Origin of the sequence: Yersinia kristensenii, assembly GCF_900460525.1 — a bacterium.
GTDB classification, from domain to species: Bacteria; Pseudomonadota; Gammaproteobacteria; order Enterobacterales; family Enterobacteriaceae; genus Yersinia; species Yersinia kristensenii.
The window spans coordinates 2,879,827-2,895,793 of record NZ_UHIY01000001.1; the positions used below are offsets into that span (position 1 = coordinate 2,879,827).

Here is a 15,967-nt window from a genome sequence, read left to right on the forward strand (position 1 = left end):
GATGTTATTTCTTCTTCTGACTATTTAGTGTGTTACTATTGAAAATAAGTGTAGTAGTCATAACGATAATTACGCATAAAATAAAAGTAATAAATGAACCTGTCGCATAAACATAAGATAACCCTTTAATTACACTATATTGTGCCAGCCAATTATGCAATAACATAAAACCGAGAGGGAGTGATATTATTACTGCTATGACGATAGGTATAATGTTCTGCTGTATAAAGAAAATAATATGTGTATAAATTGATCCGCCAATAGACTCCATTATTGCTAGTGTTTTTTCGAGCCGTTTGCTCTCTGAGGTGCTGATTATTATTGTGCTTATTAGTACTAATATGACTGTAAATAATGTTACCGTGTTGATCGTATTATACATAAGTATATTATTACTGAAATATTCTTGGTGTAAGTTGCTGACTGATTTTATATGCTCAGTATTAACGTGATAGCGTTTTAATATTTTCTCTATTTTCCCGATGTCTTGAATTTTTTCAAGTTTGACAGCGCCATAGCGTTGGGAATTGTTTTGAATGAAAATAAGTAAGGGGGGCGCTGTCTCCTCTCTATCTGCCAGATAAAAGTCATCGATCACATTCAGTACCCTAACTGATTGTTGCGAGTTATTTTCATTAATATAAAAAACGGTATTCAGTATATGGTCATAGGACTGTTGTCCCATTAATGTCATAAACGATTTCGTGGCAATTGCATGGTAAATGTTGCTATTATCACTGGGTAATAATGGGCTTTTGTCCCCCGCTAGAATATTTACTCCCCAAGTATTAATAAAATGCTCATTTACCTTTAGGATGTTAACTGTGGCTAGTTTGTCTTTTTCTTGCTGATTACTATGGAATACAGAAGTATTCTGCCGAGACATGTCAAATGGCCGCCAGTTACTCAGCGAGATACTATTAACTCCAGCTGCATTCCTTAATTCATTTTGTAAATTGTTTATTGCGGTTTTTGATTTTAATTCGTCACTTAGTATAAATGTTATTACATTTTCTTTTTTATAACCAAAATTGTAATCTTTCATAAAATGCATCTGTGTCATTATACCCGCCCACAGGTATATGATGATACCTGCAATAATGATCTGCATGCAGAACATAATACGAGTCATATAGTGTGACTGAGATGATTGTACAGCAATGCTGTGGCTATAGGTATTATTAGGCAAAGTAAGCGTCAGTAAAAAGAGGTAGTGGGCGAGTAAAATAGCTGCGTAAGTTAGCGCCGTAGTAATAGATAACGCGGTTGAGAAGTCATAACTGCCATGAGTAAAGATAAGCTCTCTGGCACTGTCGGAAAATTGCACGAGTGACATCAAAATAAAAAGAGCAACTAACAGTACAAATGCAGTTTGGAATGTAGCAATAAAAAATGCTTCTGTGATTAGCTGGTAACGGGACGCGCCAACGGCTTTTTTTATATAGAAACTGTTTCTCTTCTTTGTATTTATCACATTGTTAATATTGAAGAAATTCATTGTCGTAGCAAAAAAAACAAATACACCTGAGGCGTATAAAATATTTAAGTATGAGCTTGAAACTACAGTGCTAATTTCATCAGGTAATGCATTGTCATAATGGATATCAGCAATATTACGTGCTGAAAGCTGAATGAATTCTTCTGGACTAAAAGGGGCTCCTGGAAGCTGTGGTGCGTGCTGAATAACGTGAGAATTTAGTTGCTCGGAGGTGGGGCTGATCCCAGATTTCATCGTGATAAAAGCGTAGGCATGGGTATCATACCAATCATGTCTTTTATCATGGTAGCCATCTAATATTTCAGGAGCGAATGCGATAACTGCAGTCGTTTTAAAACGGCTGGATGGATTAAATTCAACAACATCTTTAATAAGAAATTGGCCTTTATCACCTAACGTTATGACATGCCCTTGAGGGTTATCCAGATGAAGATATTGTCGGTTAAACTCAGGGGTAATGATAATTTCATTCTGTGCCAGATAGAGGTTTTTTTGTTGATAGGGATTTAATGTGTTAAAAAAATCGGTGCTAATTGCATAGATATCAATATTTGAATACGTCTTATCATTGACATGTAGGTTGGTAAAAATACGTGCGATGTAATCAATCTTCTTGATATCTTTATCATTTCTTAATACGGAAATAAGTGGGAATGGAACTTGTGCTGACTTCACTTCATCGCCGTTAGGTAGATTAAATGATGTTTCTATCCGATATATATCTTTATAGTTACTATTATGTTTCTCAATACGAGAGTCTGTTAAATAAAGAAGCAATACAAAAAATAGTGAGATCAATCCTATAGCCGTTATTAGTATTGCTAACAGGCTTGATACTGGGCTTAGCTTCAGATCATTAAAAAATTCACTTGTTAGCATGGAAAGTATCTCACTGATTTTAATAAAATAGAGTGGTGGTGTTATTTTTTTCTAAAATTAATCAAACGATAATGATCATTATAATTAAGATGCTACTAATAGCATCTTAATTTGTTTTAATTAAAAGTATCATTGTTTGATTTATTGTTGTGTGAAACTTTTTGACCAATTCCAGGCGGTTATTTGGTTGTCGGCGTTGCTGCGTTTTAAATTTTCTATTTCATGGTCATTTATAGAAAATAAATTATTTTTAAATGATTGTTCTAACGACTCTAACTTAGTCTTTAATGCCATTAAATGAGCATTATTTATTCTTTCATTTGATTGATTCGACGTAAACATATGAATCTCCTTTTAAGTTTATTCCTTTTTTGTGCTGCTCAGCCTCAGTGAGTGTTGAGCTATTTATTTGTAATTCTTTTCTCCGATTTTATCAATGTTTTTTTCATCATGCTTTTTATAATAATTTATTAATTATGTTATTAAACTAAAGGATTATTACTTATTAGCGTAACGAGAGTAAGCTATATATCTTAAGTAAAATAAAAAGCTCCCGAAGGAGCTTTACGTTTTCTATTATTGTTGATCGGCTGAGTGATATCCGTTAGCGATGTAAGTATTCCGCATGGAAACGCAGATGATCTTCAATAAATGTCGCTATGGTGAAATAGCTATGATCATAACCCGGCTGAATACGCAGAGTCAGAGGCCAGTCACGCTGGCGTGCTAATTCGGCTAATTTTGCCGGTTGTAACTGATCGGCAAGGAATTGATCACCATCTCCCTGATCCACCAACATAGGCAACTGGTTTTTTGCATGTGTCAGTAAATGGCAGCTATCATATTGTAACCATTGACTTTCATCAGCACCCAGATAAGTACTAAAGGCTTTGCGGCCCCACGGAACCTGACACGGATTGACTATTGGCGCGAAAGCAGAAGCGGATTGATATTGCTGTGGATTGCGCAGTGCTAACATCAGCGCACCGTGGCCGCCCATGGAGTGACCGCAGATAGATTGACGTGCACTGACACTAAAGTGCTGACCAATCAATGCGGGCAACTCCTGGCTGATGTAATCATACATATGAAAATGTTCAGACCAGGGAGCTTGCGTTGCATTGAGGTAGAACCCCGCTCCCTGGCCTAAATCATAGCCATCATCATTAGGAACATCATCACCACGTGGGCTGGTATCCGGCATGACCAGCACTAACCCTAATTCGGCCGCGATCCGCTGCGCGCCTGCTTTTAGAGTAAAGTTTTCATCATTACAGGTTAGCCCTGATAACCAGTAAAGCACTGGCGGCGGGTTATCATCCCGTGGTGGCGGCAGATAGATACTGAAAGTCATATTGCAATTCAGGCTGCTGGCGGCGTGGCGATAGCGCTGTTGCCATCCGCCAAACATCCGGTGCTCTTCGAGAAGTTCAAGTGACGTATTCATGCCTTCTTGCCTTACTTGTTTTGTAAAGAATGGTTTTGCGAAGATTGATCAAAATGAATCACGGTACGGATGGATTTGCCTTCATGCATCAAATCAAAGGCTTCATTGATTTGGTCCAATCCCATGGTATGGGTGATGAAGTCATTCAGGGCGAACTTCCCATCAAGATATTGCTGCACAATGCCCGGTAATTCTGAACGGCCTTTTACCCCACCAAAGGCAGAACCACGCCAGACGCGGCCTGTCACCAATTGGAATGGACGGGTTGAGATCTCTTCACCGGCACCGGCGACACCAATAATCACTGATTCGCCCCAACCTTTATGGCAGCACTCTAAAGCTGAACGCATGATATTGACGTTACCAATACATTCGAATGAGAAATCTACGCCGCCATCGGTCAACTCGACAATCACATCCTGAATAGGTTTATCATAATCTTTCGGGTTAATCAGGTCCGTCGCACCCAGTTTGCGGGCCAGCTCGAATTTACTGGTATTGAGATCGATACCGATAATGCGACTGGCACCGGCCATCTGTGCGCCAATGACCGCAGACAAGCCAATACCACCCAGCCCGAAGATAGCTACAGTGTCACCCGGTTTTACTTTGGCAGTATTGATAACTGCCCCCATGCCAGTGGTGACGCCACAACCGAGCAAGCAAACTTCTTCTAATGGCGCTTCTTTATTGATTTTTGCTAGTGATATTTCTGGTACCACTGTCAGTTCGGAGAAAGTTGAGGTGCCCATGTAATGGAAAATTGGCTGGCCATTCTTAGAAAAACGTGTGGTGCCATCAGGCATTAGCCCTTTGCCTTGTGTGCTGCGGATTGCCTGGCATAGGTTGGTCTTACCAGAGCGACAGAATTTACATTCACCACATTCAGGTGTGTACAGCGGGATCACATGATCACCCACCGCAACACTGGTCACGCCTTCGCCAATTGCTTCTACAATACCACCACCTTCGTGACCCAGAATCGCTGGGAATACACCTTCAGGATCTTTGCCCGATAAGGTATAGGCGTCAGTGTGGCAAACCCCACTGGCGACGATCCGCACCAGGACTTCGCCTTTTTGTGGTGGCATTAAATCGACTTCTTCAACGGATAGCGGCTGGTTTGGCCCCCATGCGACGGCGGCGCGGGTTTTAATCATCTCCATGGTGTTGCTCCTATAGCTTCTGTGTAATGAGTGTTATATAAATATATTCTTTATGTATCATATATGTTTCATGTAATCGTTCCCGATAACAGCAGACGATACTTGTATAAATTATGACTGGGAAAAGTGGTTCTGCCCGCTCAATTACTGAGTTTCAATCTGTTCCATGATTAACTCTTTGAGGGCGCGAACATTGGGGCTAAAGGCATCTTTACGCCAAATAAGCCAGGTTGCAGTCTCGGCAATATCGGGTGGCAGGTGATGGACTTGTACCCGCTCATGGCCGGGTAGCAGAGCCAATACTGAATGCGGTATCAGCGCTAACCCCGCTCCGCTAGCCACACAAGCTAGCATGGCGTGGTAGGACTGGATCTCCATGATATGTCCGGGTAAACAGCCCGCCTGACGGAACCAACTTTCCAGCCGTAGCCGATATGAACAGCTGGGACGAAAGGCAAACAAAGTTTCATCCACGGCATCACGAGCTTGCAGAATCGGTCGGTGATCCAGACAGGAAATGATCACCAACTGCTCCTCGAAAGAGCGGCAGCCGTGCAGTTCATCATGCTGCACAGGGCCATCGACCAATGCGGTCGCCAGTGTTCCGGCCCGGACTTGCTCAATGATTTCGCCGGAAGTCCCGGTGGTCAATGATAAAGAGACCTTGGGATAGCGCTGATGATAAGCCGCGAGCAGATTGGGCAGGCGAGTGGCCGCAGTACTTTCCATTGAACCGAGTGGGAAATTACCGGCAGGTTCACCCGCATGAGTAATGCTCATGGCCTCTTCGCTCAGCGCCAGAATTCGGTTGGCATAGCAAAGAAAATTGTGACCCATAGGCGAGAGGCGCAGGCGCTGCTTTTCACGGATAAACAGGTCTGCACCCAACTCTATTTCAAGCTGGCGCAGGCGTGTCGTCAAATTTGAGGGGACGCGGTGCATCTGCTCCGCTGCTCGGGCAACGGAGCCCGTTTCCGCGACACAACAAAACATGCGCAGTTGGGTCAGATCCATAAGCATTCTCTTTCCGTGATGAACTTAGTGAGTATTATTCATTTTTTGTGATTCTAATGCTCAGGCATGATATTCGCAACTTTCTTTTAACAGACAGCCTGCGTAATGAGTTGGCAGAAATAGATAGGCGGGGCAGATGGCATTAAGAATTGCATTGAGTGGCTTTCTGGCATTAGTGGTGGCGATGGGGATAGGGCGTTTTGCTTTCACTCCCCAAGTGCCATTGATGATAGCGGAGCATCAATTCACCCTGACCGGGGCAGGGCTGGTTGCGGCATTTAATTATCTGGGATATTTATTTGGCGCTTTTGATGCCATGCGGGCCAGCCGCCATGTTGAGCGCCGTTTATGGCTAGGGATATGGGGTGCAGCGGCGTTGACACTGCTATCCGCTGTTGTTGACGGGCCGTGGTGGCATGGCGTGGTACGTTTTGCTATTGGTTGGGCCAGTGGTTGGTCGATGGTGTTGGTTGCCGCCTGGACCAATGAACGCTTGGCACATTTTGGCCGCCCCGCGCTGAGTGCGGCTGTTTTTGCGGGGCCGGGGGCTGGCATATTCATCAGTGGTATGTTGGCCGTGCTGATCCATAGCTATGGCTTATCGGCGGGAGAGGCCTGGTTGGTGTATGGTGTATTGGCGTTGATTATTATTGCTGCAATTAGTATTAATTTACCGCGCAGTGGGGAATTGCATCGCCCTCATATTGCGGCTGTGCCACTGACTTTAACGCCAGCACTGAAACGATTGGTGTGGAGTTACAGTCTGGCAGGGTTTGGCTATATTTTACCGGCAACATTTTTATCGCAGATGGCAACCGCCCGCTTCCCTGATAGCCTATTTGCCCAGTTTGTCTGGCCTGTTTTCGGTGGTGCCGCTGTGATAGGTATTACCCTCGGTATTCTGACGCGCCATTGTTTGACATCACAAACACGGCTGGCATTAACACTGTGGGTTCAGGCCTTAGGAGTGCTGTGTGCAGAATGGGTACCGGGCGTGAGCGGGCTGGCATTAGGTGCATTATTAACCGGCGGGGGGTTTTTGAGTGTCGTCCAACTTTCTTTGCAACATGGTCGCGAATTGGCACCGGAACACACTCGGTATATGGCCGGTTTATTGACCACTGGTTATGCTATCGGGCAGTTGGTTGGCCCCATATTATCCGCGATTTCTACCGCATTGACCCACCGGTTGGAGCCAGCGTTATATGTAGCAATAGTGGCATTGATTATTGCCGGGGCTTTGGTGATTAAAACGCCAGCCCGTGCGCGGGAAGCTGTTGTCGAACCAGATGCAACTCTTTCATCATGATAAAAAGAACCGCGGCAGATGAATAACAATCATCGGATATCAAGAACAATCACTGGATAATCATTTTGCTCTCAACTAAAGTGGGGAGCAAAATCTGAACGTGATCTACATCATGTTTATCTCGCTCAGATGTATATGCCTGTTGGAGAAAAGAATGTCATCGCTGAGTAAAGAAGCTGAGCTGGTTCATGAAGCACTGCTGGCCCGTGGTCTTGAAACCCCATTGCGCAAACAAGAATTAGATGCCGAAACGCGCAAGGCCCGGATTCAGGAACATATGGCGCAAGTTATGCAATTGCTGAATCTTGATTTGTCTGACGATAGCCTGGCCGATACGCCAAGACGTATTGCCAAGATGTATGTTGATGAGATTTTCTCTGGACTGGATTACGAGAATTTCCCAAAAATCACACTGATCGAAAATAAAATGAAGGTTGATGAGATGGTGACGGTGCGTGATATCACCCTGACCAGTACTTGTGAACATCATTTTGTGACTATCGATGGTAAAGCAATAGTGGCCTATATTCCGAAAGACAGTGTAATTGGCTTGTCTAAAATCAACCGTATCGTGCAGTTTTTTGCCCAGCGGCCACAAGTGCAAGAGCGGCTAACGCAGCAAATTTTGTTGGCGTTACAGACCTTATTAGGGACAAATAATGTCGCTGTTTCTATCGATGCGGTGCATTATTGCGTGAAAGCGCGTGGTATTCGCGATGCGACCAGTGCCACCACCACCACGTCATTGGGTGGGTTGTTCAAATCCAGTCAGAATACTCGCCAGGAATTCCTGCGTGCTGTTCGTCATAATAGCTAATATCACCACGGCTAATTAGCCTTTTTGCCAAAGAGGGCATCATTGGGTGCCCCTATACAGGATGTCGGGTATGCGTCAACGCATCGCAACGTTAGACAGCGCGCGAGGTCTGGCCATTCTTGGCATTCTTCTGCTCAATATTAGTGCTTTTGGCCTTCCCAAGGCTGCTTATCTTAATCCTGCTTATCTTGGTCTTCCCTCTGTGTCTGATAGCTGGACATGGGCCATTCTGGATATTATCGCGCAAGCAAAGTTCCTCTCTATTTTTGCCATTTTATTTGGTGCGGGCCTTGAGCTGCTGCTTAAGCGCGGTAAAGGTTGGATACGGGCGCGGCTTTCTCTCCTATTGTTATTAGGATTGATTCACGGCATTTTCTTCTGGGATGGCGATATTCTCTTAGCCTATGGTTTGATCGGCCTGGTGTGCTGGCGAATGATTCGCGATGCCAAAGATGCGGCCAGTTTATTGCGTACCGGGGCGGTACTTTATTTGCTGGGGGTGGCGGTATTATTGCTGCTGAGTTTTGTCACCAGCGGGGAGCCGGGCCGCTTCTGGCTACCAGGGCCAGCAGATTTGCAATATGAACAATTCTGGAAATTACAGGGTGGGGCGGAGGCTTGGAAAAACCGGCTGGATCTGTTGTCATCCAATTTGATTGCTATCGGCGCGCAATATGGCTGGGAACTGGCAGGCTCAATGCTATTGGGGGCCGGGCTAATGCGTTGCGGTTGGCTACGTGGGGAATTCAGTTTACGTCATTACCGGTTGTTGGCTGCCTGTTTGATACCGCTTTCATTAGTTATCCAAATACCGGGTGTGGCACTGCAATGGATGGTCGGATGGGATTTCCGTTGGGCCGGTTTTTTGCTACAAGTGCCGCGTGAGCTTGGCGCACCCTTACAGGCGGTAGGTTATCTGGCCTTGCTTTATGGTTTCTGGCCGACATTAGTGGGTTGGCGAGTCAGCCATTGGCTGGCACAGGTTGGCCGTATGGCACTGAGCAATTATTTATTGCAGACATTGATATGCACTCTGATTTTCTATCACTTCGGCCTCTATCAACAGTTAGATCGCCTACAATTGTTAGCTGTTGTTCCATTGGTCTGGTTATGTAATATCCTCTTCTCCTTGTTATGGCTGCACTATTTCGCCCAAGGGCCAGTCGAATGGCTCTGGCGTAAATTGACCGCCTATGCTTGTGGTCAATCTTTACAGCCGCGTAACACCAAATCTTGAATGCGTCTAAAACAGGATAATGATTGAGCAGTTGCAAAATTGTATGTAAACGTTTTCTTTCTTGTGACGTATTTCACGTGGCAATCTCAATAAACTGGGTAGGATAGACCACCTGCCATGACAGGTTGTGCTCAACATATGCATGGCGACTTATTGATAAAATAAGACTCACAGGATAAGGCCATGGTCGCTCTGCATTCAGTTGGAAACAGTATTACTATTCGCGATGTGGCCTCACGGGCCGGCGTTTCGCTGGCCACAGTATCAAGAGTGCTTAATAATAGCGCCTCTATTCGGCCAGAAACTCGGGCTGCCGTGCTGAAAGCGGTGTCAGAGCTGGGTTACCGGCCTAATGCCAATGCGCAAGCGCTGGCAACTCAAAGCAGTGATACGGTCGGTGTGGTGGTGATGGATGTATCAGATCCCTTTTTTGGTGCATTGGTGAAAGCGGTAGACACTGTTGCACAGCGACATCAAAAATATCTCTTAATTGGCAATAGTTATCATCAGGCAGATAAGGAACGGCACGCTATTGAGGTGTTACTGCGCCAGCGATGTAATGCTTTGGTGGTTCACGCTAAGGCATTGAGTGATAGTGAATTAATTACCTTTTTGGACCAAGTCCCCGGCATGGTTTTGATTAATCGAATCATTCCCGGATTTGAACATCGCTGCGTTGGATTAGATAATGTTAGCGGTGCGCAAATGGCGTGTCGTCTGCTGCTGAAACAAGGCCATCAGCGCATTGGTTTCCTCGGTTCCAATCACCCTATAGATGATGCAATGCAGCGTCAGACGGGTTACCTCAATGCACTTGAGGGGGCCGGTATCACTGTACCTGATACTTGGCGCGCCTATGGCACCCCCGACTTGGCCGGAGGAGAGCGGGCTATGATTGACCTGCTGGGGCGCAATTTACAACTCAGTGCGGTGTTTGCTTATAACGACTCAATGGCTGCTGGAGCACTGGCAGTACTAAAAGAAAACGGTATCAGTGTGCCTGAGCAGTTTTCGCTGGTGGGCTTTGATGATATCCCGATCGCGCGCTATACCAGCCCTAAATTAACCACAGTCCGCTATCCTATTGTTTCTATGGCAACTTTAGCCACAGAGCTGGCGCTTGAAGGTGCCAGCCGTGCGACAGACCCTCATGTGGCTTATTGTTTTAATCCTACATTGGTGCCCCGGCATTCTGTCGCAATTTGTGGTGTCGCTCACTAGTTCGGTATTTATTCTTGTGTAACCGTTTTCAATCTGTGAGAAAATTCACAGATTCTTAACAACGGCCCGTCTATGCTCTAGTTGTTTTCTACCTGAATGTATCAATATGTCATCAGTTACCGGATAAAAAAACACACGGTAGCGGGTTTTAGAAGAGCGATTTACAAACGCGAGTTCCGCAAACGACGAGTTTGTAAATGACATGGTTTTTGACAACTCAGGCAGCTTTTCGGAGTGGAGTGTGCTCAAGGACGAAAGATATGAGTGTCAGCTGCTTTGAACGATGGGTCTTTACTCACGTTAAGGCGATGGTGTTATCACCCTGTACTACCCTACATAAACCCGGAGATACAAATGAATAAGAAGGTTTTCACATTAGCGACTCTGGTTGCCAGCATGATGTTCGGCGCGGCGGCTCAAGCTGATACCCGTATTGGTGTCACTATTTATAAATATGATGACAACTTTATGTCCGTGGTCCGTAAAGCTATCGAGAAAGATGCCAAAGCATCTCCTGACGTTACCTTACTGATGAATGACTCTCAGAATGACCAATCCAAGCAAAACGATCAAATCGACGTGTTGCTGGCGAAAGGCGTAAAGGCGTTGGCAATCAACCTGGTCGACCCAGCGGCTGCACCAGTGGTTATTGATAAAGCCCGCGCAAACGATGTTCCAATCGTGTTTTATAACAAAGAACCTTCACGCAAAGCGCTTGATAGCTATGACAAAGCTTATTATGTAGGGACTGACTCCAAAGAATCTGGTGTTATCCAGGGTGAATTGATCGCCAAACATTGGAAAGCCAATCCAAATTGGGATCTGAACAAAGACGGTAAAATTCAATTTGTGCTGTTGAAAGGCGAGCCGGGTCACCCAGATGCAGAAGCTCGTACCACCTATGTTATCAAAACCCTTAATGAGAAAGGCATCCCGACCCAACAATTGCAGTTAGATACCGCAATGTGGGATACCGCACAGGCTAAAGATAAGATGGATGCCTGGTTATCTGGCCCTAACGCTAACAAAATTGAAGTGGTTATCGCTAATAACGATGCGATGGCAATGGGCGCAGTGGAAGCATTGAAAGCGCATAACAAAACCAGTATTCCAGTCTTTGGTGTTGATGCCTTACCAGAAGCATTAGCTCTGGTGAAATCAGGTCAAATGGCCGGTACTGTTCTGAACGATGCCAACAATCAGGCTAAAGCGACCTTCGATCTGGCTAAAAACTTGGCCGATGGTAAACCCGCTGCCGAAGGCACTAACTGGAAAATCGAAAACAAAATCGTACGAATTCCATATGTAGGTGTTGATAAAGATAACCTGGCTGAATTCACTAAATAATAGTCAGTAGCAGTGATGGGATGTACCTACAGCAGCTCTAACCGCTATGAGTAAAGACGTTATTATTAACCTTCTGGCCCCGTTATTGGGTGACCAGCACCGGGGCGGAAGGTTTTTTGCATTGATCCTTATTTTGAATTTGCGCTGAATGACTGGTGCTGTATATATCCAGGAGGTCAGTGGCGATTCTTAGCCAGGTACAACTATGGCCGATATTAATACAGCACAACCTCGCGAGTGGTTGCTGGAAATGAGTAATATTAATAAATCATTTCCGGGCGTAAAGGCGTTAGATAACGTAAATCTTAAAGTGCGACCAAATTCGATCCATGCCTTAATGGGAGAAAATGGTGCAGGTAAGTCAACGCTATTAAAATGTCTGTTTGGTATCTATAAAAAAGACTCCGGAAGCATTATCTTTCAGGGGCAAGAAATAGAATTTAAGAGTTCTAAAGAAGCATTAGAACATGGTGTCTCTATGGTGCATCAGGAGTTAAACCTGGTATTACAACGCACTGTAATGGATAACATGTGGTTGGGGCGTTATCCAACTAAGGGTTTCTTTGTCGATCAAGATAAAATGTACAAAGATACCAAAGCAATCTTCGATGAATTGGATATTGATATTGATCCACGCGATAAAGTTGCCACTTTGTCGGTATCCCAAATGCAAATGATCGAAATTGCTAAAGCTTTCTCTTATAATGCCAAAATCGTCATTATGGATGAACCCACTTCTTCATTAACTGAGAAAGAAGTTAATCATCTATTTACGATTATCCGCAAATTAAAAGATCGCGGCTGCGGAATTGTTTATATCTCCCATAAAATGGAGGAAATATTCCAGCTGTGCGACGAAATCACCATTTTGCGCGATGGTCAGTGGATTGCAACCCAGCCCCTGGAAGGGCTGACCATGGATCAGATAATCTCAATGATGGTCGGGCGTTCACTGAGCCAGCGTTTCCCTGATCGCCTAAATAAGCCCGGTGAAGTCATTCTGGAAGTCAAAAATCTGACCTCACTGCGCCAGCCTTCAATCCGTGATATCTCCTTTGATCTACATAAAGGTGAGATTCTGGGAATTGCCGGGTTGGTGGGGGCAAAGCGTACAGATATTGTTGAAACTTTATTTGGTATCCGCGAAAAAGTTGCAGGGACTATTAAGTTGCACGGTAAGAGTATTAATAACCACAGTGCCAATGAAGCCATTAATCACGGTTTCGCCTTAGTGACGGAAGAGCGCCGTTCAACCGGGATCTATGCTTATCTCGATGTTGGTTTTAATTCCCTGATATCTAATATTCGTAACTATAAAAATAAATTTGGGCTGTTGGATAATAACCGCATGAAGAGTGATACCCAATGGGTTATCGACGCTATGCGAGTAAAAACGCCGGGTCATCGCACCAGTATTGGTTCTTTATCGGGTGGGAATCAGCAGAAAGTTATTATTGGCCGTTGGTTACTGACTCAGCCAGAAATATTAATGTTGGATGAACCGACTCGGGGGATTGACGTCGGTGCTAAGTTTGAAATCTACCAGTTAATGACTGAACTAGCGAAGAAAGACAAAGGAATTATTATTATTTCCTCTGAAATGCCTGAGCTATTAGGAATTACTGACAGAATTTTGGTAATGAGTAATGGTCAGGTTGCGGGAATTGTTGAAACAAAACAAACCACGCAAAATGAAATATTACGTCTTGCATCCTTGCATCTCTAATCTAGTCGAAGGTTCTTATTATGAATGCGTTAAATAAGAAAAGCATGCTCACTTACCTTAAAGAGAGCGGGATTTACGTCGTATTATTCGTATTGCTGGCAATAATTATTGTCAAGGACCCGACATTTTTAAGCCTGATGAACTTAAGTAATATTCTGACCCAATCTTCTGTGCGCATTATTATCGCATTGGGTGTTGCGGGGCTGATTGTCACCCAAGGGACCGATTTATCAGCCGGCCGTCAGGTAGGGTTAGCGGCGGTGGTGGCGGCAACAATGCTGCAAGCCATGGATAACGTTAATAAAGTTTTCCCAGATTTGCAGACTGTGCCTATTCCGATCGTTATTTTAACCGTGTGCTTGATTGGTGCGATTATTGGTTTGGTCAACGGTATTATCATTGCTTACCTGAATGTGACACCATTTATTACCACACTGGGCACCATGATTATTGTTTACGGGATTAACTCCCTGTATTACGACTTCGTGGGTGCATCACCCATTGCCGGTTTTGACCCTGCATTCTCAACCTTTGCACAAGGGTTCTTACGATTTGGTGATTTTAAACTCTCTTACATTACCTTTTATGCTTTGATTGCTATCGGTTTTGTTTGGGTGCTGTGGAATAAAACGCGCTTTGGTAAAAACATTTTCGCCATCGGCGGTAACCCAGAAGCAGCAAAAGTTTCTGGTGTGAATGTGCCATTAAACTTAATCATGATTTATGCGCTGTCTGGTGTGTTCTATGCATTCGGCGGGATGTTGGAAGCAGGCCGTATTGGTAGTGCGACGAATAATCTGGGCTTCATGTATGAGTTAGATGCGATCGCCGCTTGCGTGGTGGGCGGGGTATCATTCAGCGGTGGTGTCGGCACGGTTATTGGTGTTGTGACCGGGGTAATCATATTTACCGTGATTAACTACGGGCTGACTTATATTGGTGTGAACCCATATTGGCAGTACATTATTAAGGGCGCGATCATTATCTTTGCAGTAGCACTGGACTCACTGAAATACGCTAAGAAGAAATAATCGGCCATTAACAGTAAAAAAGCCAGCCAGAGTCAAACTCGGCTGGCTTTTTATGGTCATTTTTTCGTCAAATTTGTCGAAAGACACCATGATATCTGGCGCTCTAGGGCTTAGTGGGCCGGATTACGCAGATAAATAATCCAGTAGGTCAAGCCGACTAATAATCCGCCACCAATAATGTTGCCAATAGTGACCGGAATAAGATTATCAATAATAAAATTAGACATTGTGAGAGAAGGGAATTGGTCTGGTGCCGCATTAATCGAATGCCAGAATTCGGGTGATGCAAAATCACGAATCACAATAGCTAATGGGATCAAAAACATATTAGCAATACTGTGTTCAAAGCCACTGGCAACAAACATACCAATGGGCAGTAACATCACCACGATTTTGTCTGTCAAAGTGTGGCCTGAATAACTCATCCACACCGCCAGGCAAACCATCAAATTAGCTAATATCCCCAAACACACCGCTTCTACAAAGGTATGGTGCATTTTATGGTCGGCTGTTTGCAGCACATTTAGGCCCCATAAACCATTCGCCACGGTATGCTGACCAGCAAACCAAATCAGAGCAACAAAAAACAGTGCGCCAATCAAATTACCAAAATAGACATTGATCCAATTGGCTATTAATTGCCACCAATTTATCTTGCCACTGGCTTTGGCGACTACAATCAATACCGTAGAGGTGAATAAATCAGCACCACAAATAATCACCAGAATCAGGCCGAGGGAGAAACATAAACCACCGACTAATTTTGCCAACCCGTATGCTACACCTGCGCTGCCGGTGGTGGCAGTAATGTAGAAGACAAAAGCAATGGAGATAAAAACACCTGCTGTTATGGCTAAATAAAAGGTTGTGGCTGGATTCTTAGTGGCTTTATATATACCCACTTGCTCTGCAAGCTTTGCCATATCAACCGGAAGTCGTAGATCAAAGGGATTTTCAATACTCATTGATAGCTCCTTGTTACTTATTTTATTGTTAAGATAAGGGTAAGATAAAAATAAATATTATTTTAATGGCAGGAATTTCATGCATTTTTCATACCATGAAATAGGTGTATGATTCGAAATTGGGTGATGAGTCAGATGAAGTATTATTATTAGTGTTTTTTAGCGAATATTACTCATGTCGTTATATAATAAATTATACATCGGTGTGCCAGTGATGGATATTAATTACAAGAACATGTTTGAATGTAATATTATGTTTTATTGGGTTTTTTAATGTAAATGAGACGTGATTTCAATAATAAATTGTTAT

The 15,967-nt window shown here is 44.1% G+C and carries 13 protein-coding genes; 7 read left to right on the forward strand and 6 right to left on the reverse strand.

The genetic code is table 11. The features are described 5' to 3' along the window. Nucleotides 1-4: 4 nt before the first annotated feature. The 5 genes from darB to ptrR form a co-directional block, all read right to left on the reverse strand. Nucleotides 5-2,377, reverse strand: a complete 2,373-nt coding sequence (gene darB / locus DX162_RS13155; RefSeq protein WP_004388721.1) for a darobactin export ABC transporter permease subunit — start codon at nt 2,375-2,377, stop codon at nt 5-7. A gap of 141 nt (nt 2,378-2,518) precedes the next feature. Further along, nucleotides 2,519-2,719 (reverse strand): darobactin family peptide antibiotic, encoded by a 201-nt coding sequence (gene darA, locus DX162_RS13160; RefSeq protein ID WP_032818984.1) that lies wholly within the window; start codon nt 2,717-2,719, stop codon nt 2,519-2,521. A 262-nt stretch (nt 2,720-2,981) separates the two neighbouring features. After that, nucleotides 2,982-3,824 (reverse strand): S-formylglutathione hydrolase, encoded by an 843-nt coding sequence (fghA, locus tag DX162_RS13165; protein ID WP_032818985.1) that lies wholly within the window; start codon nt 3,822-3,824, stop codon nt 2,982-2,984. A gap of 11 nt (nt 3,825-3,835) precedes the next feature. Continuing rightward, on the reverse strand, nt 3,836-4,990 hold the full coding sequence (locus DX162_RS13170; protein WP_004388724.1) for an S-(hydroxymethyl)glutathione dehydrogenase/class III alcohol dehydrogenase: 1,155 nt from the start codon (nt 4,988-4,990) through the stop codon (nt 3,836-3,838). 144 nt (nt 4,991-5,134) lie between these two features. Further along, entirely contained in the window at nt 5,135-6,004 is an 870-nt protein-coding gene (gene ptrR, locus DX162_RS13175) for a putrescine utilization regulator PtrR (RefSeq protein WP_004388725.1), read from the reverse strand. 136 nt (nt 6,005-6,140) lie between these two features. On the opposite strand from ptrR, the gene DX162_RS13180 reads away from it, so the two are divergent. From DX162_RS13180 to mglC, 7 genes are all read left to right on the forward strand, one after another. Continuing rightward, complete coding sequence (locus DX162_RS13180; protein ID WP_004388726.1) at nt 6,141-7,313, forward strand: YbfB/YjiJ family MFS transporter; 1,173 nt, start codon at nt 6,141-6,143, stop codon at nt 7,311-7,313. 154 nt (nt 7,314-7,467) lie between these two features. Beyond that, complete coding sequence (gene folE, locus DX162_RS13185) at nt 7,468-8,130, forward strand: GTP cyclohydrolase I FolE (RefSeq protein WP_004388727.1); 663 nt, start codon at nt 7,468-7,470, stop codon at nt 8,128-8,130. 70 nt (nt 8,131-8,200) lie between these two features. Beyond that, on the forward strand, nt 8,201-9,367 hold the full coding sequence (yeiB, locus tag DX162_RS13190; protein ID WP_032818987.1) for a DUF418 domain-containing protein YeiB: 1,167 nt from the start codon (nt 8,201-8,203) through the stop codon (nt 9,365-9,367). 183 nt (nt 9,368-9,550) lie between these two features. Beyond that, on the forward strand, nt 9,551-10,588 hold the full coding sequence (galS, locus tag DX162_RS13195; RefSeq protein ID WP_004388729.1) for an HTH-type transcriptional regulator GalS: 1,038 nt from the start codon (nt 9,551-9,553) through the stop codon (nt 10,586-10,588). Between the two features lie 354 nt (nt 10,589-10,942). Further along, entirely contained in the window at nt 10,943-11,935 is a 993-nt protein-coding gene (gene mglB / locus DX162_RS13200) for a galactose/glucose ABC transporter substrate-binding protein MglB (protein ID WP_115155864.1), read from the forward strand. Nucleotides 11,936-12,140: 205 nt separating this feature from the next. Further along, a complete protein-coding gene (gene mglA, locus DX162_RS13205; protein ID WP_004388731.1) occupies nt 12,141-13,661 on the forward strand; it encodes a galactose/methyl galactoside ABC transporter ATP-binding protein MglA in 1,521 nt (506 codons plus the stop codon). A gap of 20 nt (nt 13,662-13,681) precedes the next feature. Further along, on the forward strand, nt 13,682-14,692 hold the full coding sequence (gene mglC / locus DX162_RS13210; RefSeq protein WP_004388732.1) for a galactose/methyl galactoside ABC transporter permease MglC: 1,011 nt from the start codon (nt 13,682-13,684) through the stop codon (nt 14,690-14,692). Nucleotides 14,693-14,802: 110 nt separating this feature from the next. On the opposite strand, the gene focA is transcribed toward mglC, so the two are convergent. After that, complete coding sequence (focA, locus tag DX162_RS13215; protein ID WP_004388733.1) at nt 14,803-15,657, reverse strand: formate transporter FocA; 855 nt, start codon at nt 15,655-15,657, stop codon at nt 14,803-14,805. Nucleotides 15,658-15,967 lie beyond the last annotated feature (310 nt).